We start from the raw sequence: 22,590 nt of genomic DNA on the forward strand, positions 1-22,590 counted from the left end.
TCGGGCAAGCCCGCCGCACTACCAGCCGCCGGTGAGCGCCCGCCGCAAAAGCCCCGCCCGGCGCACGACTTCCGCCTCGTCCAGCCCGCCGCCCAAGACGCGGTCGGGTCGGGCCGCGGCTCGCCTCAGGACCCCTTCGGTGCGCCAGGCCGTCCGCGCCGCCGGAACCGCACGCGCCGGAAGCCCGGTTGCACGCGCAGCGGCCAGCCGCGCAAGCCCCGACCGGGCCAGATCGGCAATGGCCTCCGGCCGATCATCCGGCAAGGGCCACCGTCCCCGCGCCAGAAGCGCGGGCACCGCCAGAAACCAGCCCGCAAGCCCCATGGCCAGGCCCAGATCGGCCAGCACCGCCTGCCCGTCTTCGGCGCCCAGTGCCCGGGCGGCCGCCCCCATCAGCCGGCCGGAGGTGGCCGCCAGATGCGCCTCGAGGGCGGCGCCATCGGCGAAGGGCTCGCGATAGGCGTCCCAACGCCGCGCCTCGACCAGCGGCACCAGATCGCGGGCGGCCTCGGGCGACAGCACCTCGGCCAGCGGCGTCGCCACCTCGTGGCGGCGCACTGGGCCGCCGCCCGCGATTTCCTCCAGCGCGTCCAGCCACCATTGCAGCCGCATCTCGGCGATCAGCGGCTCTTCTGTCACCCAGGGCGCGCGCGCCACCTCGACATTGAAGGCATAAAGCGGCAGAAGCCGCGCCCGCGCCGCGACCGGTGCCGCCATCACCGCCAGAAAGCGGTCGGGATCGCCCTTGCGGACGATCTAGGCGCAGGCCTCAAGCGTCATGGCCGCCCGCGTCGTAATCGGGCGCGCCGTCGCGCACCAGTTTCCAGATCACCGCGTCCAGCAGCGCCTCGAACGAGGCATCGACGATATTGGGCGACACCCCCACGGTGGACCAGCGCCGCCCCGCCCCGTCCTCGCTGTCGATGATGACCCGGGTCACGGCCTCGGTGCCGCCATTGGTGATGCGCACCTTGAAATCGACGAGCCGCATGTCGTCGATGAACGCCTGATAGGGCCCCAGATCCTTGGCCAGCGCCCGCCACAGCGCGTTGACCGGCCCGCGATCGTTGCCCTCGGCATCGAGGCTTTCCGACACCGACAGCTTGCGTTCGCCATCGACATCCAGAACCACGACCGCCTCGGACAGGGTCACCACCCGGGCGGGGTCGAGCCGACGCCGTTCGACCGTCACCCGGTAACGCTTGATCCGGAAGAAGGCGGGCAGCCGGTCCAGCACCCGGCGCGCGATCAGCTCGAAGCTCGCCTGCGCGGTGTCGTAGGAATAGCCCTGCCCCTCGCGCGCCTTCACCTCGTCGAGGATCCCGGCCAGCCGGGGGTCGTCCTTCGCCACCTCAAGCCCGGCCTCGGCCAGACGGCGGCGCAGGTTCGACTGCCCGGCCTGGTTCGACATCGGGATGACGCGGCTATTGCCGGTCGCTTGCGGCGCGACATGTTCGTAGGTCGTGGGGTCCTTCAGGATCGCGCTGGCATGCAGCCCCGCCTTGTGCGCGAAAGCCGAGGACCCGACATAGGGCGCGCTTTTCTGCGGCACCCGGTTCAGGATGTCGTCCAGCAGCCGCGAGGCCCGGGTGATCCCCGCCAGCGCCTCGGGCGTGATCCCCGTCTCGAACCGGCTGGCATAGGGCTCTTTCAGCAAGAGCGTCGGGATCAGCGTCGTCAGGTTCGCGTTGCCGCAGCGCTCGCCCAGCCCGTTCAGCGTGCCCTGCACCTGCCGCGCGCCCGCGTCGATGGCCGCAAGACTGCCCGCGACCGCGTTGCCGGTGTCGTCATGGGTGTGAATGCCCAGCCGGTCGCCCGGAATGCCCGCCGCGATCACCTCGGCGGTGATCCGGCCGATCTCGGGCGGCAGGGTGCCGCCATTGGTGTCGCACAGAACGATCCAGCGCGCCCCCGCCTCCAGCGCGGCGCGGCAGCAGTCCAGCGCATAGCCGGGATTGACCTTGAAGCCGTCGAAGAAATGTTCGGCATCGAACAGCGCCTCGCGGCCTTGCGCGACCAGATGGGCGACCGATTTCGCGATATTCTCGATATTCTCGTCCAGCCCGATCCCCAGCGCCGTGGTGACGTGGAAATCGTGGGTCTTGCCGACCAGACAGACGGCCTCGGTGCCCGCGTTCAGAACGCCCGCCAGCACCTCGTCGTTTTCCGCCGACCGCCCGGCCCGCTTGGTCATGCCGAAGGCGGTGAAAGTCGCGCGGGTCTCGGGCCGCGCCTCGAAGAAGGCGCTGTCGGTCGGGTTCGCGCCGGGCCAGCCGCCCTCGATATAGTCGACCCCCAACTCGTCCAGCACATGGGCGATGCGGATCTTCTCGTCGGTCGAGAACTGAACGCCCTGCGTCTGCTGCCCGTCGCGAAGCGTGGTGTCGTAAAGATAGAGGCGGTCTTTCATGCGTCCGCTCCCGCACGGAAAAGAAGGGCAGCGCCCGAGCTTGGGAGGGTGCAGCCATGGTCGGATCGGGGCGAACCGCCGATGCGATCCTGGACGACGCTTCGGTGCGAAACGGTGAAGATGCGCCCTCCCGGGGGGAGGGTCGGGCGCGGCCCGGCGTGCCGCCGGGCGAAACCGCCAAGCCGTTGCGCGCTCATTCCAGCGCCTCCAGCCTGGCCGGATCAAAGCCCGCCCCCGGCACCAGCTCGACACCTGCCTTGCTCATCCGGACCTCGACGCCGGCCCCGATCAGCAGCGCCTTCAGCCGGTCGACCTCTGCGAAATCCTTGCTTTCCATCGCCGCCGCCCGGGCCGTCGCCAACCGCTCGGTCCAGCCGCCAAGAAGCACGTCCGTCACCGCGCGTTCAACGGCAGCGCGGCGTGATGGCCGTTCGGTATCGATGTCTTTGAACCCGAGGAAGCGAAGGGTTGCGAACAAATTCCGGGCCTCGTCGGAGTCCGCTTTGGTCTTGGCGCTGTCCAGACGCTGTCCCATCTCGATTGCCCGATGGAGCGCCTTGGGCGTATTCAGATCGTCGGCGAGGGCCTCGATGACACCTGCGTCGACGCGCCCGGCTATCTCCGCTTCATCCATCGGCGCCACAAGAAGATGCCATTCGAGACGCCGCCATTTCACAAGATGGCCTTTGGCCTCTTTTCGTTTCTGCTCGGTCCAGTCCATCGGCTTTCGATAATGGGTCCCCAGAAACACGAACCGAATGATCTCCCCCACGATACCCTGATCGAGCAGATCCCGCACCGTGAAGAAGTTGCCGAGGCTCTTCGACATCTTCTTGCCCTCGACCTGCAGCATCTCGTTATGCAGCCAGATCGTCGCGAAACCGCCTTCGGGATGGGCGCAGCAGCTTTGCGCGATCTCGTTCTCGTGGTGGGGAAACTGCAGATCGATCCCGCCGCCATGGATGTCGAAGCTCGGCCCCAAAAGCTCATAGGACATGGCCGAGCATTCGATATGCCAGCCCGGCCGCCCGCGGCCCCAGGGGCTATCCCAGCCGGGCAGATCGTCGTCCGAGGGCTTCCACAGCACGAAATCCATCGGGTCTTCCTTGAAGGGCGCGACCTCGACCCGCGCGCCCGCGATCATGTCATCGACCGACCGGCCCGACAGCGCGCCATAATCCTTGTAGGACCGCACCCGGAACAGCACATGGCCCTCGGCGGCATAGGCGTGGTCCTTGGCGATCAGATCCTCGATCATTTCTTTCATCTGCTCGATGAACTCGGTCGCGCGGGGCTCCTGGCTGGGCTTCAACGCCCCAAGTTCTTCCATGTCGGCATGGTACCAGCCGATGGTCTCTTCGGTGCGCTCGCGGATCAGCTCTTCCAGCGGGCGCGGATCACCCGCCTGCTTGCGCGCCAGCGCCGCGGCGTTGATCTTGTCGTCGACATCGGTGAAGTTCCGCACATAGGTGACGTGATCGGCCCCGTAAACATGGCGAAGCAGCCGGTAAAGCACGTCGAAGGCGACCACGGGCCGGGCATTGCCCAGATGCGCACGGTCATAGACCGTGGGGCCGCAGACATACATCCGCACGTTCGCGGGGTCGAGCGGCTCAAGCCTCTGCTTCTGGCGGGTCCGGGTGTTGTAAAGCTGAATGTCGGTCATGCGGTCCAGATCCTTCGCGCGCGTCCCGCGGCGGGTTCTGGCACATATCCTGTCTGAGGGAAATACGACGCCCGGCCCGCCCGAGGGATGTCAGCGGGTAATGCAGCAAATGGGGTTGCGGACGGTCGTCATGCGGGTGTCTTATCAGCGCGGCAGGGTCCTGCCAAGCCTGCGATCCCTGTCCCGACGCCCGGAACCCCGCCCCATGTCCGACCCGACACCTGACCCGACGCCCGACCAGACGCCCGACCAGACGCCTGCCCCGATGACCGAAGACCAGATCCTGGCCTTTTGCGACGGCCTGCCCGGGGCCGCGCGCAGCCAGCCCTTCGGCCCCGGAACCGAAGTCTGGAAGGTCGGCGACAAGATCTTTGCGCTGATGGCGCCGGGGTCGGGCCGGGTCTCGCTGAAATGCGCCGATCCGGGCTTTGCCGAAATGCTGATCTCGGTCGGCCGGGCGGGGAAAGCGCCCTATCTGCCGCGCGGCGGCTGGATCGCGCTCGAAACCGCCAGCCAAGACCCCGAAGAAATGGCCCACCGCCTGCGCGAAAGTTACGACACCGTGCGCGCGAGCCTGCCGCGCCGGGTGCAGGCGACGCTCGACTGACCCCGCCCTCCCCCGCTGAGGCACCCCGCCTCCTTGCCCGCCACGCCGTCCCGGGCCTATCCCGGTCCCGAACAGAGGGGACAGGCCATGAATCACGACGATCTCGCCTATTGGTCGAAACGCGCCGCCGACTGGGCGCAGGCCTATCACGCAGGGCTCCGCGACCGGCCGGTCCGGGGCCAGACCGCCCCCGGCGAAACGGCCGCGAACCTGCCCGCCGCGCCGCCCGAGGCCCCGGAACCGGTCGAGACGATCTTCGCCGATTTCGAGGCGCTGGTGCCGGGCGCGATGACCCACTGGCAGCATCCCCGCTTCTTCGCCTATTTCCCGTCGAACGCCTCGCCCGCCTCGATGCTGGCCGAGCAGCTGGCCAATGCCATGGCCGCGCAATGCATGCTGTGGCAGACCTCGCCCGCCGCGACCGAGATCGAACAGGTGATGGTCGGCTGGCTGCGTCAGGCGCTTGGGCTTTCGGACCGCTTCACCGGCACGATCCATGACAGCGCCACCACCGCGACGCTTTCGGCGGTGCTGACGATGCGCGAACGCGCGCTGGGCTGGGCGGGCAACAGCGAGGGTCTGGCCGGGCAGCCGAGGCTGCGGATCTATGCCAGCGCCCAGACCCACAGCTCGGTCGACAAGGCGGTTCGGATCGCCGGGATCGGGCAGGAGAATCTCGTCAAGGTCGCGACCGATGCCGATTTCGCCATGGACCCGGCCGCGCTCGACGCCGCGATCCGCGCCGATCTCATGGCCGGGCGGGTCCCGGCGGGGGTCATTCTGTGTGTCGGCGCCACCGGCATCGGCGCGACCGACCCCATCGCCGCCTGCGCGGCCGTGGCCCGGGCGCACGGGCTTTATATCCATGTCGATGCCGCCTGGGCCGGCTCGGCGATGATCTGCCCCGAATTCCGGGACCTGTGGGAGGGGATCGAGACGGTCGACTCGCTTGTCTTCAACCCGCACAAGTGGCTGGGCGTCCAGTTCGACTGTTCGGTGCAGTTCCTGGCCGACCCGGCGCCGCAGGTCCGGACCCTGGGCCTGCGCCCCGACTACCTGCAGACGCTCGGCCAGTCGGAGGTGACGGATTTCAACGAATGGACTGTGCCTCTGGGGCGCCGCTTCCGGGCGCTGAAGCTGTGGTTCACGCTGCGCGCCTACGGGCTCGAGGGACTGCGCACTCGGATCAGGAACCATGTCTCCTGGGCGGCCGAGGCGCGCGACTCCATCGCGGCGCTGCCGGGGATCGAGATCGTGACCGAACCGCGCCTGTCGCTGTTCACCTTCGCCCTGAACGACGAAGCCGCCACCGCCGACCTGCTCACGCGGGTCAACGATGACGGCCGTATCTATCTGACCCAGACACGCCACGAGGGACGGCTGGTGATCCGGGTTCAGGTCGGGCCGTTCGACTGCACCCGCGAGGACGTTCTGACGATCCCGCGGGTGCTGGCCGATCTGACCCGGTGACCGGTCAGAACCGGTAGGACACGCGGACCGCCGCGGTGGTCGCGTCGGCGCCCACGCCCGAGCTGCCGAATTCGTCGAAGTCGTGATACAGCACTTCGGCGCCCAGCACCCAGTTCGGGGTCATCTGGTAATCGACGCCGAGACCGACCAGATAGCCGGTTTCGCTGCCGATCGAGGTGTCGGTGGGCGCGATACCCGCGGTCGCGTAGGCCAGGGTACGGCCGAAATCGTAGCCGTACTGGCCCTTGATCCGCCACACCGAGTCGACCTCTTCCGAGCCGAAGTTCAGATCGGGTTCACCATATTCGACCTCGACACCGGCGACGGTCTTGCCGAAGTCCCAGCGATAGCCCGCCATGATGCCAAGGGCATCGCTGTCATCGTCCGGGGCCCCGCTATCGGTCGACACGTCGATATAGCCGTAGCTCAGACCAACATAGGCGCCGCCCCAGTCGCCATCGGGCGCGGCAGCCGGCACGGCGGGCACGATCACGGGTTCGGCCGGAGCCGGGGCATAGCTGCCCGCCATCGCCGGGGCGGCCATCGCCGCGGACAGACCCAATGCGATCGCGGCGGGTGCAAAATAGGATGTCATTGTCTTCTCCTTGCCTCTCGTTTGTTCTCCGCCTCCAGGGAGGAGGGGCGGTGTGTACGATTCTGGTGCGGAACCGGGAGCCATCCCGCACCTCATAACAAAATCCTCATGCCCGCCCCTGAAAAGAGCTAAGCACGGGGATGTGAGCCGTAGCGCCGCCGGTTGCACCGATCCGGCAGATACTGGCCGGTCCTTGCCCCTCGCTGAGCAAAGTCCTGCGCATCTGACGCAAGCGAAACGCCCGCCCCCGTGAAGGGCACCCCGACGGCCGCCCTTCAGCCAGAGAACGCCTCCCTTCCCCAAAAGTTCCCTTTGGCCGCCCGGGCCCGCGGCTTCACCAGCCCGGACCGGCGCCGCGCGGCGCGGATCCTGCTTGAGGCGCGACCCATGTGCGCCGCTCGCCGGATCGAGACGGACCTGGAAATACCTCCCAAGGTGCGTTTCCCGTCGAACGGTCATGACCGGTTCGCGAATGGACGGAGCGTCCAGCCGCTCGAAACACCCCAAGGTGCCGCCGACACATCCGGCGCGACTCAGGCGACCGGAACCCGGATCGAGCGGCATGACAGCGCGCCGGGCAAGCCGATGCCGAACGAACGGACTGGCGCAGAGAACCAACGGTCCGATGCGGAAAGACCGCGCAACCACTCGACGGTCCGGAACCCGGCCCGGACTTGCGTCGGGACCGTGCCGGGATCGACGTTCTTGCTGCCGGTCATGCGCCCGTCCCCGCGGCCCCGGACGACCAGAGCGCGGCCGACTGCGCGCGGGCTCTGACTGCCGTGATCGCCCGCCGCTCTGCGCATCTGCAATGGTTCCCGAGATCGAGAGAGCAAGACAGCCGCGATTCTGCCGACCATGTGTCATTTCGGCAAAGCGCGTCGAGACCGGATCGTAGCAGCAGGTTGCCAGGGCATTCCAACGGCATTGTGACCGGGCATCTGCACCAGGTCTTCTGCCCCCCGGGCCCGCGCAGCCGACGTGCTGGACGTCAGAAAGCTCCGACAGGGTCAGTGAACCCGTGAGCACTTTGCAGAAACGCCATAAGCCATTGAGAAGATGGTGGGTGATAAGAGATTCGAACTCCTGACATCTTCGATGTGAACGAAGCGCTCTACCACTGAGCTAATCACCCGTGGCGCGCTTGTTATCCGTCCGTGCCGAGCTTTGCAAGAGGGTCGGGGCGAAATGGCCAGGGCTTTTTTCGGATACCGCCATTGCCGCCGCCCCACAGGCCTGATGCGAAAAGACGCGCCCTTTGGGGCGCGTCCTGGGTCTTGTCCCGAGGCATCGGTCAGGTCCGCGTCAGTGCGCGACCTGCCCCGCCGCCTCGCCGCCCGAGGCCTTGGCGGCGGCGGCCGCTGCGGCCTCCTCGGCGGCTTCGTCCCATTCGATGGGCTCGGGTTCGCGCACCAAGGCCTGTTTCAGAACCTCGCGGACATGAGAGACGGGGATGATCGTCAGCCCCTCCTTCACGTTGTCGGGGATCTCGCGCAGGTCCTTCTCGTTCTCTTCCGGGATCAGCACCGTCTTGATCCCGCCGCGCAGCGCCGCCAGCAGTTTCTCTTTCAGCCCGCCGATGGCCAGCACATTGCCGCGCAGCGTCACCTCGCCGGTCATCGCGATATCCTTGCGGACCGGGATCTGGGTCAGCACCGAAACGATCGAGGTCACCATCGCCACCCCGGCCGAGGGGCCGTCCTTGGGCGTCGCGCCCTCGGGCACGTGGACGTGGATGTCGATCTTGTCGAAGCGCGGCGGCTTGAAGCCGATCTCGGGCGCGATCGAGCGGACATAGCTCGAGGCGGCGTCGATCGATTCCTTCATCACATCGCCCAGCTTGCCGGTGGTCTTCATCCGGCCCTTGCCCGGCAGCTTGAGCGCCTCGATGGACAGAAGATCGCCCCCGACCGAGGTCCAGGCCAGACCCGTCACGACGCCGATCTGGTCTTCCTTCTCGGCCAGCCCGTAGCGGTACTTCTTGACCCCCAGATAGTCCTCGACGACATCCGGCCCGATAGTGACCTTGTCGGTCTCTTTCTTGATCAGCTTGGTCACGGCCTTCCGGCCCAGCTTGGCGATCTCGCGCTCGAGGTTCCGCACCCCCGCCTCGCGGGTATAGCGGCGGATGATCTCGGTCAGCGCCTCGGGCGTCAGCTCGAATTCCTTGGCCTTCAGCCCGTGGTTCTTCATCTGCTTGGGCACCAGGTGACGTTCGGCGATCTCGCGCTTTTCGTCCTCGGTGTAGCCCGCGAGGCTGATGATCTCCATCCGGTCCAGAAGCGGGCCCGGCATGTTGTAGCTGTTGGCCGTGGTCAGGAACATCACGTTCGAGAGGTCGTATTCGACCTCGAGATAGTGATCGACGAAGGTCGCGTTCTGTTCCGGGTCCAGCACTTCCAGCATGGCCGAGGCCGGGTCGCCACGGAAATCCTGCCCCATCTTGTCGATTTCATCGAGCAGGATCAGCGGGTTGGTGGTCTTGGCCTTCTTCATCGCCTGGATGATCTTGCCGGGCATCGAGCCGATATAGGTCCGGCGGTGGCCGCGGATCTCGGATTCGTCGCGCACGCCGCCCAGGCTGATGCGGATGAATTCGCGTCCCGTCGCCCGCGCGACCGACTTGCCAAGCGAGGTCTTGCCGACGCCAGGCGGGCCGACGAGGCAGAGGATCGGGCCTTTCAGCTTCTGGCTGCGCTGCTGCACCGCCAGATATTCGACGATCCGTTCCTTGACCTTCTCAAGCCCGTAATGGTCGTTGTCCAGAACCTTCTCGGCCGCGGTCAGGTCCTTCTTGACCCGCGATTTCACGCCCCAGGGCAGCGACAGGATCCAGTCGAGATAGTTGCGCACGACCGTCGCCTCGGCCGACATCGGGGACATCGACTTCAGCTTCTTGACCTCGGCCGCGACCTTCTCGGAGGCTTCCTTCGACAGCTTGGTGCCGGCGATCCGTTCTTCCAGCTCGGCGATCTCGTTCTGGCCATCGTCGCCATCGCCCAGCTCGCGCTGGATCGCCTTCATCTGCTCGTTCAGGTAGTATTCGCGCTGGGTGCGCTCCATCTGCGACTTGACGCGGGTCTTGATCTTCTTCTCGACCTGCAGGACCGACATCTCGCCCTGCATCAGGCCATAGACCTTCTCCAGCCGCTCGGCGACGGTCAGCGTTTCCAGAAGCTCCTGCTTCTGCGCGACCTCGACGCCCAGATGGCCCGCGACCAGATCGGCCAGCTTGGCCGGTTCGCGGGTGTCCGCCACCGCCGACAGCGCCTCTTCGGGGATGTTCTTCTTGACCTTGGCATAGCGCTCGAACTCGGCGCCGACCGAGCGCAGCAGCGCCTCGACCACCTCCTCGTCGCCCAGGTCCTCGGACAGCGGCTCGCAACTCGCCTCGAAGAAGGAGGGATTGTCGAGATAGCCGGTGGTGCGCACCCGCGTCTTGCCCTCGACCAGCACCTTGACGGTGCCGTCGGGCAGCTTGAGCAGTTGCAGCACGTTGGCCAGCACGCCGGTCCGGTAGATGCCCTCGGTCGAGGGTTCGTCCACCGCCGGGTCGATCTGTGCCGACAGAAGGATCTGCTTGTCGTCCTGCATCACCTCTTCGAGCGCACGGACGGATTTCTCGCGGCCGACGAAGAGCGGCACGATCATGTGGGGGAAGACCACGATATCGCGCAGCGGAAGGACGGGATAGGAAGAGCTGATATGCTCGGGCATGAGGTATCCTTAGGTTCGCTGGACGGCTACCGGCCCCGATCATCGGCAGCGCATGGCCGTCCCCGGTCTGCTGTCATTATCTGGGGCAATTGGTCGCCAATTCAACATGCCCGCCATGTTCCGGGGTCCAGAATGCCCGCCCGGCGCACCCGGCGCAAGCGCCGAGACGGACCCCGTCCGGGCAAAGCCCCGCCAGGGTAAACCCGCCGTCAACGGCGCGCCCGTCTAGAGCGGGTCGATATCGCCTTCGGCGCGCCCGGCATGGAACTCTGCCTGCCAAGCCGCAAACCGGCCCTCGGCGATAGCCGCGCGCATGCCCGCCATCAGCTCCTGGAAATAATGCAGGTTGTGCCAGGTCAGCAGCATCGACGAGAGGATTTCCTGCGCCCGGAACACATGATGCAGATAGGCGCGCGAATAGTTGCGGCAGGCCGGGCAGGAACAGTGTTCGTCCAGCGGGCGCGGATCGTCGGCATGGCGGGCGTTCTTGATGTTGACGACGCCGCGCCGGGTAAAGGCCTGCCCCGTGCGCCCCGAGCGCGAGGGCAGCACGCAATCCATCATGTCGATGCCGCGCGCGACCGCGCCGACAATGTCGTCGGGCTTGCCGACGCCCATCAGATAGCGCGGCCGGCCCTCGGGCAAAAATCCGGTGGCATAGTCGAGGACGCCGAACATCGCCTCCTGCCCCTCGCCAACCGCGAGCCCGCCCACCGCATAGCCGTCGAAGCCGATGGCCGTCAGCGCCCGGGCCGATTCCTCGCGCAGCTCGCGGGTGACGCCGCCCTGCATGATCCCGAACAGCGCATGGCCCGGACGGTCGCCGAAGGCCGCCTTCGACCGCTCGGCCCAGCGCATCGACAGCCGCATCGCGCGCGCGACCTCGGCCTCCGAGGCCGGGAGCGCCGGGCATTCGTCGAAACACATCACGATGTCGGACCCCAAGAGGCGCTGGATCTCCATGCTGCGCTCGGGGCTCAGCATGTGGGTCGAGCCATCGATATGCGACCGGAAGGCGACCCCGTCCTCCGACATTTTCCTCAGCCCCGACAGGCTCATGACCTGAAAGCCGCCGGAATCGGTGAGGATGGGCTTGTCCCAATGCATGAAGGCGTGCAACCCTCCAAGGCGCGCCACCCGCTCGGCCCCGGGCCGCAGCATCAGGTGATAGGTATTGCCCAGCAGGATGTCGGCGCCGGTCGCCGCCACGCTTTCGGGCAGCATCGCCTTGACCGTGCCGGCGGTGCCGACAGGCATGAAGGCGGGGGTGCGGATCGTGCCGCGCGGGGTTGCGATGGCGCCGGTGCGCGCGGCACCGTCGGTAGCGTGAAGGGTGAAACCGAATGTCGTCATGGACGTTCGCATATCAGCCCGGCGCGGCCGGGGACAGAGGCTCCGGCGCGCCGCTTCAGACGAAAATCTCCGGCCCCGGGACGATGCGCCGCTTGTGCCCCCGGAGCGGGCTTCGCTAACAGGGCGCGACAGGTCCGGCCTCGGGACAGGACACCGGACAGCACTTGGGAAGGAAACGGGCCGCGCGCCCGGCCACCGCACAGGACGATCCGCATGACCGAGCACACCGAACTGGCGCTCCCGGGCTTTCGCCTTGGCTGGGAAGAATGGATCTCGCTGCCCGAGCTGGGGTTGCCCGCGATGAAGGCCAAGGTCGATACCGGGGCCAAGACCTCGGCGCTGCATGCCTTCGACATCGAGCCCTTCGGGCCCGCCTCGCGGCCCAAGGTCCGCTTTGCGGTGCATCCGATCCCCGGGCGCGAGGATCTGTCGATCCCCTGCTCGGCCACCGTCGTCGACCGCCGCGAGGTGACCTCGTCGAACGGCGACTCGGAATGGCGCTATGTCATCGCCGCCGACATCGTGGTGGGCGAGCGGCGCTGGCCGATCGAGCTGACCCTGACCCACCGGGGCGGCATGGCCTACCGGATGCTGCTGGGCCGGCAGGCGCTGGGCGAGGACGTCCTGGTCAGCCCGGTCGATAGTTTCTGCCAGCCGATCCTGTCCTATGACGTCTATCACAGCCAGCGGGTGCGCGAGGTCGCGCCCGCGCGGGTGCTGCGCGTCGCCGTGCTGAGCCGCGAGCCGCACAACTATTCGACCGCGCGGCTGGTGGCCGAGGGCGAGGCGCGCGGCCATGTGGTCGAGGTGATCGACACCGCGCGCTGCTACATGGCGCTCGACGCGCTGGCGCCCGAGGTGCATTACGACGGTGCCCGCCTGCCCCGCTACGACGCGATCATTCCCCGGATCGGCGCCTCGGTCACCGCCTACGGCACCGCCGTGATCCGCCAGTTCGAGACCATCGGCACCTATTGCGTCAACGGATCCGAAGGCATCACGGCCAGCCGCGACAAGCTGCATGCCCATCAGATCCTCGCCCGCCACCGGATCGGCATGCCCACGACCGCCTTTGCCGCCTCGCCCAAGGATACCGGCAACCTGATCTCGCTGGTGGGCGGCGCGCCGCTGATCGTCAAGCTTCTGGAATCGACGCAGGGCAAGGGCGTGGTACTGGCCGAAACCACCAACGCGGCCGAATCGGTGATCTCGGCCTTTCGCGGGCTCAAGGCCTCGTTTCTCGTCCAGCGCTTCATCAAGGAAGCCGCCGGCGAGGACATCCGCTGTCTTGTCGTCGGATCGAAGGTCGTGGCGGCGATGAAACGGACCGGCGCCGAGGGCGATTTCCGGTCGAACCTGCATCAGGGCGGCTATGCGGTGCCGGTCAAGATCACCCCGCAGGAACGCGAGACCGCGGTGCGCGCGGCCCGCGCCTTCAAGCTGAACCTCGCCGGGGTCGACGTTCTGCGCGCCCATGACGGGCCCAAGGTGCTGGAGGTCAATTCCTCGCCCGGGCTCGAGGGAATCGAGAAGGCCTCGGCCAAGAACATCGCGGGCATGCTGTACGACGAGATCGAAAAGCGGGTGCGCCCGCTGCCGGTTCCCAAGGGACGGCGGCGGCGCTGACGCTCAGCGCTCGGTCAGTTTCAGCTCGATCCGGCGGTTCTGGGCGCGCGCCTCGGGGCTGTCGCCCGACGCCACGGGCTGGTACTGGCCGAAGCCCGCCGCCGCCAGCCGGTCGGGCGGAAAGCCCAGATCCTCGGTCATGTAGCGCACCACCGACAGGGCGCGGGCCTGGCTCAGTTCCCAGTTGTCGGCGAAATCGGCCCCCTTCGCCAGCGGCACGTCATCGGTATGGCCGTCGACCCGCAGGATCCAGTCGATATCTGGCGGGATCTCGCCCGCGACCTCGCGCAGGATCGACACCACATTGGCGATCTGCGCCTCGCCATCGTCCGACAGATCCGCCTTGCCGGTCTCGAACAGCACCTCTGACGAAAACACGAAGCGGTCGCCCACGATCCTGACGCCCTCGCGCCCGGCCAGGAGCGTGCGCATCCGCCCGAAGAATTCCGACCGGTAGCCTTCCAGCGTCTTCTTCTCGGCGGCAAGCCGCGCGGCCTCTTCCTCGGCCTTGCGCCGCGCAGCCTCTTCCAGCTCGGCCCGGGCGCGCTGTTCGGACGCCGCCTGCGCCAGCGCCGCGTTCAGCTTGCTGCCCAGCGTCTCGATCTGGACCCGCGCCGCGGCATCGCGATCCTCGGCCGCGTCCAGCAACCCCTGCAACTCGCCCAACTGGCCGCGCAGCGCCGCCATCTGCCGGTTCAGAAGCTCGACCTGCCGCTGGCTTTCGGCCGATTTGGCCTCTTCCTTGTCGAGCGCCTCGTTCGCCACCGCCAGCAACGCCGCGCGCCGGTCGGCCTCGGTCAGCGCGCCTTCGGCCCTGGTCGCGGCCTGATCGCGCGCCTTTTCGGCCGCCGCCAGCAGGGTCAGCGTGTCCTCGGCGCGCTTGCGCGCCTCTTCCAGCGCCAAGCTCATGGCGGTCAATTCATCCTCGGACCCGGCCAGCTTTTCGCGCAGCGCCGCGGCCGCCGCCGCCTCGGCCAGACGGTCCTTTTCGGCCTGCGACAGCGCGGCCTCGGTGCTTTCGACCTCATCCGCCAGCGCCGCGCGCGCCGCTTCGGTTTCGGCGTTCCGGGCGCGCAGATCGGCGATCAGCGCTTCCAGCGCCTCGCGCCGGGCGGCGGCCAGCCGCGCAGCCTCGGTCTGGGCGTCGACTTCCTGCCGGGTCGAGGCCAGTGCCGCCTCCAGCCGGTCGCGGGTGCCCTCAAGCTCGGTCACCTCGCCCGCCAGCGCATCGCCGCGCGCCTGCGCCGCGTCGCGTTCGGTCAAAAGCTGGGCCACACGCGCCTCGACATCGTCGATCCGGATCCGCGCGGCGGCCAGATCGGCCTCGCCCACCGAGACCCGGTCGCGCAGCGTCGCGATCAGCGCCGCCTGCGCCTCGGCATCGGTCCGCGCCGTGCTGAGTGCCGCGCCCAGTTCGCCCACCTGCTCCTCCAGCCCCGAGGCGCGCTGGCGTTCCATGCCCAGCGCATCGGCCAGCGCCGACAGTTCGGCATTCAGCTCGGTCAGTTCGCTTTTCTGCCCGGTGATGGTCTCGCGCAGCATCTCCTGCACCAGCATGAAGATCGACAGCACGAACATCAGGACCAGCAGCAGCGCCGTCATCGCATCGACGAAGCCCGGCCAGATCGTGGCCTGGAACCGTCCGCCGCTGCGCCGGGTCAGGGCCATCTCAGCCCCACCGCTCGTCCCCGGGCGCCAGCCGCGACAGCACCCGACCCAGCGCCGCCAGGTCGCCGCGCAGATCGGTCACCGTCTCCTGCCGCCCGGCCGAAATCTCTTCGAGAATGCGCAGAAGTTGCACGTCGATCGACCGCAGCCGCATCCGCGCCTCGGCATCGGCCAGCGCGCCCTCTTCGCCCATCCGCGCCTCGATGGCGGCGGTGGCGCGGCCCTGCGCATCGGCCACCCGCGACAGCGCGTCCGTCACCGCGCGGGTGTCGTCAAGCTGCCGTTCCATCGCCGCGCCCAGCGTATTGACCGCCTCGGCCAGCGTGCCGACCCGGCTTTCCAGCGCCACCCGCTCGCCCTCGGATTCGGCGAAAAGCGTGTGCAGCCCCTCCATCTGCTCGGCCAGCTGGTCGAGGGTGGCAGCCAGAAGACCGACCTCGGCGCTGACCTCGCCCTCGCCGTCGCCGGACGAGAACCCGAGCCGGGTGATCGACGACAGCCATTCCTCGAGTTCCTGATAGAACCGGTTCTGGCCATGCCCGGCGAACAGCTCGAGCAGCCCCACCACCAGCGAGCCCGCGAGCCCCAGAAGCGACGAGGCGAAGGCCGTGCCCATGCCGCCCAGCTGGCTTTCGAGCCCGGTCATCAGCCGCCCGAACACCTCGACGCCGCCCTCGCCCTCGCGGGGCGCCAGCGACCGGATGGTGTCCACCACCGCAGGAACCACCGTGGCAAGCCCGTAGAAGGTGCCCAGAAGCCCGAGGAAAATCAGAAGGTTGGTCAGATAACGGGTGATGTCGCGCTGTTCCTCGATCCGGGTCGCGACGGAATCCAGGATGGTGCGAGCCGAGCCCGTGTTGATCTGCATCCGCTTGTCGCGGCGCTTGCGCAGCAATGCCGCCAGCGGCGCCAGCAGCCGCGGCGCGCGGGTCAGGTTGTGCCCCGGAATGCCCGAGGCGAAATCCTCGATCCAGCGCACCGAGGCGCCCAGCTGGATCACCTGCAGAAAGCAGGTCGCGACCCCGATCAGAAAGACAAAGAAGATGGCCCCGTTCAGATAGGGGCTGGCCATGAAGACCGGCGCCACCTGAGGGTAGGCCAGATAGGCTCCCGTCGCGAACAGCACGCAGGAACTGGTCATCAACACAACCTGCCGCAGCGGTCTGGAAAACTGCGGCTCGGCCTCGCGGGGAGTCTTGTCCATGGGATTGGGTTCTGGCCCGGTCATTCCTGGGGCAGAGACTAGGCGAAGCCGGGCGGCCCCACAACAATCAATCCGTTTGCAACGCCCTGACCCGCTGGGCGAGCCAGTCGAGATCGGGGTCCGACAGGCCCAGTTCGGCCAGATGCGCCACCGTGTTGAACAGGTACTCGTCGTTCGGTCCCATCCCGCCCCGCGCGCGGGCGATGATGCGCGCCTGTTCCTCCAGCGGCAGCCCGCCGCAATACTGCACGTGATCGGGGTCGATCACATAGGCCACCACTCGCAAGGGCGCGGGCACCGTCCCGTCCGGGCTCGCCTCGGGCGTCACCTCAAGCTCGACCTCGAAATAGGCCGACGAGATCAGTTCGCGCTCGCGCAGCGCGGCCAGCGTCGCGTCCTCGGTCCCCGGCGCGGCCCGCAGCGCCACGCCATGGCAAGAGGCCCCCGGCGCGGCATCCAGCGCCAGCACCAGCCCCGGCTCGGCCTCGGTGCCGCGATGGTGGATCGAGCGCATGCAGAAGCTGCGATGCCAGCCGTCAAGCCGCGCGAGCCGCCGCTCGGCCACCTCGAAGCCCGGCTTCCACAGAAGCGATCCATAGCCGAAAACCCACAAGCCGTCCTGCATCGTCTGGTCCTTTCCCGTCGCCCCCTGTTACCCTCATCGGGGCATGGGACGAAAGGGGGCCCCGGCGATGAGGTTTCTTCTGTCTCTGGCGCTGCTGGCGGCGCTGGTCTGGTCGGGCTACTGGGCGCTGGCCGCGCGCGGGATCGAACGGGGTCTTGCAGCCTGGCTCGATGCCCGCCGCGCCGAGGGCTGGGTGGCCGATGCGGGCCGCATCTCGGTGACCGGCTTCCCCACCCGTTTCGACACCCGTCTCGCGCCTCTGGATCTGGCCGATCCGGCCACCGGGCTCGCCTGGTCGATGCCCGGCTTCGGATTTTCCGCGCGCAGCCACCGGCCGCAACACGTCACCGTCCGCTGGCCCGAGACCCAGCGGATCGCGACACCCGCCGAGCGGATCGAGGTCACCGCCGAAGCGATGACCGGCGCGCTGGCCTTCCGCCCGGGCCTCGCGCTGGAGCTTGCCTCGGCGCGGCTTTCGGTCGGCGCCTTCGGGCTGGTGTCGGATGCGGGCTGGCGCGCCTCGATGGATGGCGCCGAGATCGAGACCGCCGCGCTCGACGACCGCCCCGGCGCCCAACGGCTGCGGCTCAGGGCCAGCGGCATGCGCCCGCCCGAGGGGCTTGTCGCGACGCTCGACCCCGCGGGGCTCCTGCCGCCAGTCTTCGACCGGATCGCGCTCGAGGCCGTGGCGGTCTTCGACGCGCCCTGGGACCGGCACGCGGTCGAGGACCGGCGCCCGCAGCTGCAACAGGTCGAGATCGGACGGCTCGACGCGCAATGGGGCGATCTGGCGCTGAAGGCGGCCGGGCGCTTCGATGTCGATGCCGAGGGCCAGCCCTCGGGAACGATCACGCTGCGGGCCACCAACTGGCGCGAGATGATCGCGCTTGCGCGCGGCTCGGGGCGGCTTTCCGCGCCGCTGGCGGACCGGCTGGACGCGGCGCTGGGACTGCTGGCGGGGCTGTCGGGGCGGCCCGACATGCTGGACGTGCCGCTGCGCCTTGCGCTGGGGCAGGTCTGGCTCGGCCCGGTGCCGCTGGGACCTGCGCCGAATTTGCGGCTGCGCTAGACGGCGCCGGACGCCTCAGCGGCAATAGGACCCGCTGCGATAGCGCGCGGTATCGACATGGATGTGATCCTTGTGGAACCCGTCCGAGCCGGGACCAAGCACCGTGCCGAAGGGACCGCAGGCCGCGCGATGGATGCGTTTCAGGATCTTGCCCTGCGAGGCGTCGTTCCAGCCCCGGGCCACCGTCATCGACACGCCGTTGCGCAAGGTCACCGCGCCGATATCGACGGCATGGCCGCGCCCGTGTTCGGACACCTTGGCGCCCTTCTGGTTGTTGCGCGGACGGCAGGCGTAATGGGCAAAGACCTTCAGCGAGGCAACGCCCCCGCCCAGACGGCCCACGGCGGGCTTGATGCCGTCGCTGACCCAGACCCGCAGCGCGCGGGCGGTGTCGCAATCGATGGTGGCGGCCTGGCTGAGCGCCACGCCGTCGACCGCCGTCACCCGCACCGGCCGGTCGACCCCGCAGCCCGCGATCCGGCCGGGGATCGGCGCGATCATCTGGCCGGTGATCGCCGGATCGCCGCAGACGACACCGCCGCGCGGGGTCAGGATGGCCGAGGGTTGGGTGCGGATGCCCGCCGCCGACAGCGACGCCACCTGATAGGGCGTTCTCGGACGCGGCTCTGGCCGGGCGGACCGCTCGAGGGTCATATCGGCCGTGACCTCGCGCACGCGGACGGGCGCCCCCGCGACGGTCGGCCGGGGATGCGGGCGCAGCGCAAGGCCCGGGCCGGCCACAGGCGCGGCCCCGGCACCCGGCGGTGCGGCATCGTCCTCGGGACGCATCTGCGGCCGGGCCGCCAGAAGGGCGGCCACCGGCGCCTCGGCCGGGACGACCGTCTGGCTGGCAACCGGGCGCGGCTTCGGGCGCGGTGCACTGTCGAGCGTGGCGGCGCTTCCCGTTCCGGCGATCAGAACCAGCGCAAGACCGAGGCCCGCCCGCCGCATCAGCTGCGAGCCTTGGTGCCGCGGCCGAAATCGGGCGCGTCGGTATCCTGCCCGGCCTCGATGATGCCGCGGCGGATGGCGCGCGTCCGGGTGAAATAGTCGAACAGCTCGTCGCCCTGCCCGGTCCGGATCGCCCGTTGCAGCGCGAACAGTTCTTCGGTGAAGCGGCCGAGGATTTCCAGCGTCGCTTCCTTGTTGGTCAGGAACACATCGCGCCACATGGTCGGGTCCGAGGCCGCGATCCGGGTGAAATCGCGAAAGCCCGCGGCCGAATACTTGATGACCTCGCTGTCGGTCACCCGGCGCAGGTCGTCGGCGACGCCCACCATGGTATAGGCGATGAGGTGCGGCACATGCGAGGTCACCGCCAGCACCAGATCGTGGTGGTCGGGGTCCATTTCCTCGACATTGGCGCCCATGCCTTCCCAGAGCCGCTTCAGCCGCTCGGTCGCGGCGGGGTCTGTGCCGGGCACCGGCACGATCAGGCTCCAGCGATTGTCGAACAGTTCGGCAAAGCCCGAGCGCGGCCCCGAATGCTCGGTCCCGGCCAGCGGGTGCGCGGGGATGAAGTGAACCCCCTCGGGCACATGCGGCGCGACCGCCTCGATCACCGAACGCTTGACAGACCCCACGTCGGTCAAGGTGGCACCGGGCGCCAGATGCGGCGCGATCTCGGCCGCAACCGCGCCCATCGCGCCAACCGGCACCGCGAGAACCACCAGATCGGCGCCGTCGACCGCCTCGGCCGCAGTCTCGACCACGCGGTCGACCAGCCCGATCTCGGCGGCAACGGCGCGGGTTTCGGCCGAGCGGGCGGTGCCGACGATCTCGCCCGCCAGCCCCGCCCGGCGCATCGCCAACGCCATCGAGCCCGCGATCAGGCCCAGCCCGATCAGCGCGACCCGATCGTAGATGGGGCTCACCGAGCCCCCTCCTTGAAGGCCCGCACGGCATGGGCCACCCGGCGGCAGGCCGCCTCGTCGCCCACGGTGATGCGCAGCGCATGGGGCAGCTTGTAGCCCCCGACCCGGCGCACGATCAGCCCCTGCGACTTGAGATAGGCATCGCAGGCCTCGGCCTCGGCCGCGTCGGCAAAGCGCGGCAGCACGAAGTTGGCGAAGGTCGGATCGGTTGGTACGCCCGCCTCGGTCAGCGCCCCGGCCAGCCAGGCCGCAAGCCGGGTGTTCTCGGCCCGGCAGCGCGTCACGAACGCCTGATCGCGCACCGCCGCCTCGGCGGTCTCAAGCTGCGCCTGGCCGAGGTTGAAGGGGCTGCGGACCCGGTTCAGCACACCGATCACCTCGGGCGCGGCATAGGCCCAGCCGACCCGCAGCCCGCCAAGGCCGTAGATCTTCGAGAAGGTCCGGGTCATCACCACGTTATGGTGCCGGTCGACCAGCGCACGGCCGCCATCGAAGCCCTCGACATATTCGGCATAGGCCGCGTCAAGCACCAGCACCACGCGCTCGGGCAGGTTTTCGGCCAGCCGCCGGGTCTCGGCCTCGGGGATCATGGTGCCGGTGGGATTGCCCGGATTGGCCAGGAACACGATCCGGGTCCGGTCGGTCACCCCGGCAAGGATCGCGTCGACATCGACGGTGCGCTCGACCTCGTCGACCTCGACCGGGGTCGCCCCCGCCGCCAGCGCCGAGATCCGGTACATGGCAAAGCCGTGCCGGGTATGGATCACCTCGTCGCCGGGACCGGCATAGGCCTGACACAGAAAGGCGATGATCTCGTCCGAGCCGACACCGCAGATCACCCGCTCGGGGTCGAGATCGTGCTGTTCGCCGATGGCGGCGCGCAGCTCGGCATGGTCGGTCGAGGGATAGCGATGCAGGCTGTGCACGCAGCGCGAGAAGGCGGCTTTCGTCTTCTCGGAGGTGCCGAACGGGTTCTCGTTCGACGACAGCTTGACGACATCGCTCATCCCCTCGATCTTCGACTGCCCGCCCTGGTAAAGGGCGATCTCGAGAATTCCGGGTTGGGGGGGGATCCTGGTCATTTTCGTTGTCTCCTTGGCGCGCATCCGTAGCCCACGGCCGGGGCCAAGGCCAGCACGAAAAGCCCCCGCCCGGGCCGTTCGGCGGACCGCGTGACCGGCGTGGCCGCGCCGTCCCGGCTCAGTGCTTCTTGGCGCGCGCCGAGAGCCAGTCCATCGCCGCCAGCAGCACGCCCGACAGCACGAAAACCATATGGATCAGCACCAGCCAGAACAGTTCTGTATTGCCATAGACCGCATCGGCCTTGGCCTGCCCGATCTCCATGAAGCGTTTCAGCAGGTGAATCCCGGAAATCGCCACGATCGAGGCGATCAGCTTCATCTTGAGGCCCGAGAAATCGACCGTGCCCATCCAGTCGGGCCGGTCGTTATGGGCGCCGATATCCAGCTTCGAGACGAAATTCTCGTAGCCCGAGAACAGCACGATCAGCAGCAGGTTGGCCGCCAGCGTCAGGTCGATCAGCGTCAGCACCGCCAGGATCGCGGTCTCGCTGGACATGGTCAGCACCTGTGGCGCGTAATAGGCGATCTCGCGCATGAAGACGACGACCAGCATCGCCAGCGACACCACAAGGCCCAGATACATCGGCGCCATCAGCCAGCGCGACGCGAAAAGCCCGCGTTCGAAAGCCTGCTCGACGGAAGGTTTTTCGGCCATGATCGGAACTCCCAGGGACCCTCTGCGCGCGGCCCATAGCGCGCCGCCCGGATTCGGGCAAGCGGGCGAACCGGCGCGGCGACAGGTGTGCCGCCGGACGGGCGCCCGAGACCGCAGCGCCGGCAATGGAAAGGGCCCGCCCTGCGCGCAGCAGGACGGGCCCCAGATCTTGCGTGTCGGCGCGGAACCTTAGTTCTGCGCGTAGAATTCGATGACGAGGTGGGGTTCCATCACCACCGGATAGGGCACATCGCCCAGCCCCGGGATCCGCACGAAGGTGGCGGTCATCTTGGAATGGTCGGCCTCGATGTAGTCGGGCACGTCGCGCTCGGACAGCTGGGTCGCTTCGAGCAGCGCGGCCATCTGCTTGGACTTCTCGCGGACCTCGACCACGTCGCCTTCCTTGACCCGGTAGGACGGGATGTTGACGCGCTGGCCGTTCACCGTCACGTGGCCGTGGTTCACGAACTGGCGGGCGGCGAAGATGGTCGGCACGAACTTGGCGCGGTAGACGACGGTGTCCAGACGGCGTTCCAGCAGACCGACCAGCAGCTCGCCGGTGTCACCGCGCTGACGCTCGGCCTCGGCGAAGATGCGGCGGAACTGTTTCTCGGTCATGTCGCCGTAGTAGCCTTTCAGCTTCTGCTTGGCGCGCAGCTGGATACCGAAGTCGGACAGCTTGCCCTTGCGGCGCTGGCCGTGCTGGCCGGGGCCGTATTCGCGGCGGTTGACCGGGGACTTGGCGCGGCCCCAGATGTTTTCGCCCATGCGGCGGTCGATCTTGTACTTGGCAGACGTGCGTTTGGTCACGGCTGATCTCCTTCAAACGGGCGCCGCCCGACGGGCGGCAATGAAGGGCGTTGTCCTCTGGACCCGTTCCGGAACGGCCCGAACCCTGACAGGCATCCCCTTGCGGGGGCCACCAACACCAATGAAAATCCCGGCCGCGAGAGGCCGGAATGGCGCGCT

19 protein-coding genes and 1 tRNA gene are annotated in these 22,590 nt (G+C 68.4%); 4 read left to right on the forward strand and 16 right to left on the reverse strand.

Annotation, left to right across the window (positions count from 1 at the left end; translation table 11 throughout):
- Positions 1-18: 18 nt before the first annotated feature.
- From BYZ73_RS15620 to cysS, 3 genes are all read right to left on the reverse strand, one after another.
- Positions 19-756: a squalene/phytoene synthase family protein gene (locus BYZ73_RS15620; RefSeq protein WP_245943192.1), complete on the reverse strand. Its 738-nt coding sequence runs from the start codon at positions 754-756 to the stop codon at positions 19-21.
- Positions 757-769: 13 nt separating this feature from the next.
- Positions 770-2,410 (reverse strand): citramalate synthase, encoded by a 1,641-nt coding sequence (cimA, locus tag BYZ73_RS15625; protein WP_112316651.1) that lies wholly within the window; start codon positions 2,408-2,410, stop codon positions 770-772.
- 193 nt (positions 2,411-2,603) lie between these two features.
- The gene (gene cysS, locus BYZ73_RS15630) at positions 2,604-4,076 is read right to left on the reverse strand and encodes a cysteine--tRNA ligase (RefSeq protein WP_112316652.1); all 1,473 of its coding nucleotides are present in this window, start codon (positions 4,074-4,076) and stop codon (positions 2,604-2,606) included.
- Between the two features lie 205 nt (positions 4,077-4,281).
- Between cysS and BYZ73_RS15635 the strand changes: the two genes are divergently transcribed.
- Both BYZ73_RS15635 and BYZ73_RS15640 read left to right on the forward strand, forming a co-directional pair.
- Positions 4,282-4,683 (forward strand): MmcQ/YjbR family DNA-binding protein, encoded by a 402-nt coding sequence (locus BYZ73_RS15635; RefSeq protein WP_181498076.1) that lies wholly within the window; start codon positions 4,282-4,284, stop codon positions 4,681-4,683.
- Between the two features lie 87 nt (positions 4,684-4,770).
- The gene (locus tag BYZ73_RS15640) at positions 4,771-6,153 is read left to right on the forward strand and encodes a pyridoxal phosphate-dependent decarboxylase family protein (RefSeq protein ID WP_112316653.1); all 1,383 of its coding nucleotides are present in this window, start codon (positions 4,771-4,773) and stop codon (positions 6,151-6,153) included.
- 4 nt (positions 6,154-6,157) lie between these two features.
- Here BYZ73_RS15640 and BYZ73_RS15645 read toward each other — a convergent pair whose 3' ends face one another.
- The 5 genes from BYZ73_RS15645 to tgt form a co-directional block, all read right to left on the reverse strand.
- Positions 6,158-6,748, reverse strand: a complete 591-nt coding sequence (locus BYZ73_RS15645; protein WP_108024994.1) for an outer membrane protein — start codon at positions 6,746-6,748, stop codon at positions 6,158-6,160.
- Positions 6,749-7,281: 533 nt separating this feature from the next.
- Positions 7,282-7,467: a hypothetical protein gene (locus tag BYZ73_RS22435; protein ID WP_146746315.1), complete on the reverse strand. Its 186-nt coding sequence runs from the start codon at positions 7,465-7,467 to the stop codon at positions 7,282-7,284.
- Positions 7,468-7,808: 341 nt separating this feature from the next.
- Positions 7,809-7,883 (reverse strand) — tRNA-Val (locus tag BYZ73_RS15650).
- Positions 7,884-8,053: 170 nt separating this feature from the next.
- The gene (gene lon, locus BYZ73_RS15655) at positions 8,054-10,465 is read right to left on the reverse strand and encodes an endopeptidase La (RefSeq protein ID WP_112316654.1); all 2,412 of its coding nucleotides are present in this window, start codon (positions 10,463-10,465) and stop codon (positions 8,054-8,056) included.
- A gap of 225 nt (positions 10,466-10,690) precedes the next feature.
- A complete protein-coding gene (gene tgt, locus BYZ73_RS15660; RefSeq protein WP_112316655.1) occupies positions 10,691-11,818 on the reverse strand; it encodes a tRNA guanosine(34) transglycosylase Tgt in 1,128 nt (375 codons plus the stop codon).
- 213 nt (positions 11,819-12,031) lie between these two features.
- On the opposite strand from tgt, the gene rimK reads away from it, so the two are divergent.
- Entirely contained in the window at positions 12,032-13,444 is a 1,413-nt protein-coding gene (rimK, locus tag BYZ73_RS15665) for a 30S ribosomal protein S6--L-glutamate ligase (protein ID WP_112316656.1), read from the forward strand.
- 3 nt (positions 13,445-13,447) lie between these two features.
- Here rimK and BYZ73_RS15670 read toward each other — a convergent pair whose 3' ends face one another.
- From BYZ73_RS15670 to BYZ73_RS15680, 3 genes are all read right to left on the reverse strand, one after another.
- Entirely contained in the window at positions 13,448-15,112 is a 1,665-nt protein-coding gene (locus tag BYZ73_RS15670) for a peptidoglycan -binding protein (protein WP_112316657.1), read from the reverse strand.
- Position 15,113: 1 nt separating this feature from the next.
- Complete coding sequence (locus tag BYZ73_RS15675; RefSeq protein WP_108024984.1) at positions 15,114-16,316, reverse strand: biopolymer transporter ExbB; 1,203 nt, start codon at positions 16,314-16,316, stop codon at positions 15,114-15,116.
- 67 nt (positions 16,317-16,383) lie between these two features.
- Entirely contained in the window at positions 16,384-16,941 is a 558-nt protein-coding gene (locus BYZ73_RS15680) for a gamma-glutamylcyclotransferase (protein ID WP_112316658.1), read from the reverse strand.
- A 67-nt stretch (positions 16,942-17,008) separates the two neighbouring features.
- Between BYZ73_RS15680 and BYZ73_RS15685 the strand changes: the two genes are divergently transcribed.
- Positions 17,009-18,010, forward strand: coding sequence for a DUF2125 domain-containing protein (locus BYZ73_RS15685; protein ID WP_181498077.1), 1,002 nt, complete (start codon positions 17,009-17,011; stop codon positions 18,008-18,010).
- Between the two features lie 15 nt (positions 18,011-18,025).
- Here BYZ73_RS15685 and BYZ73_RS15690 read toward each other — a convergent pair whose 3' ends face one another.
- The 5 genes from BYZ73_RS15690 to rpsD all read right to left on the reverse strand — a co-directional run bounded on the left by BYZ73_RS15690 (position 18,026) and on the right by rpsD (position 22,431).
- Positions 18,026-18,961 carry an extensin-like domain-containing protein gene (locus tag BYZ73_RS15690; RefSeq protein WP_112316660.1) on the reverse strand — a complete coding sequence of 312 codons (936 nt, stop codon included), beginning with the start codon at positions 18,959-18,961 and terminating at the stop codon, positions 18,026-18,028.
- Positions 18,961-19,884 (reverse strand): prephenate/arogenate dehydrogenase family protein, encoded by a 924-nt coding sequence (locus BYZ73_RS15695; protein WP_112316661.1) that lies wholly within the window; start codon positions 19,882-19,884, stop codon positions 18,961-18,963. Before BYZ73_RS15695 ends, BYZ73_RS15690 begins: the two co-directional genes overlap by 1 nt.
- Positions 19,881-20,966, reverse strand: a complete 1,086-nt coding sequence (gene hisC / locus BYZ73_RS15700; protein ID WP_112316662.1) for a histidinol-phosphate transaminase — start codon at positions 20,964-20,966, stop codon at positions 19,881-19,883. The genes BYZ73_RS15695 and hisC overlap by 4 nt, the downstream gene beginning before the upstream one ends.
- A 118-nt stretch (positions 20,967-21,084) precedes the next feature.
- Positions 21,085-21,621 (reverse strand): TIGR00645 family protein, encoded by a 537-nt coding sequence (locus tag BYZ73_RS15705; RefSeq protein ID WP_108024972.1) that lies wholly within the window; start codon positions 21,619-21,621, stop codon positions 21,085-21,087.
- A 189-nt stretch (positions 21,622-21,810) separates the two neighbouring features.
- Positions 21,811-22,431: a 30S ribosomal protein S4 gene (rpsD, locus tag BYZ73_RS15710; protein ID WP_108024970.1), complete on the reverse strand. Its 621-nt coding sequence runs from the start codon at positions 22,429-22,431 to the stop codon at positions 21,811-21,813.
- Positions 22,432-22,590: the final 159 nt, after the last annotated feature.

Origin of the sequence: Rhodovulum viride (genome assembly GCF_003265965.1) — a bacterium.
Classification (GTDB): Bacteria; Pseudomonadota; Alphaproteobacteria; order Rhodobacterales; family Rhodobacteraceae; genus Rhodovulum; species Rhodovulum kholense.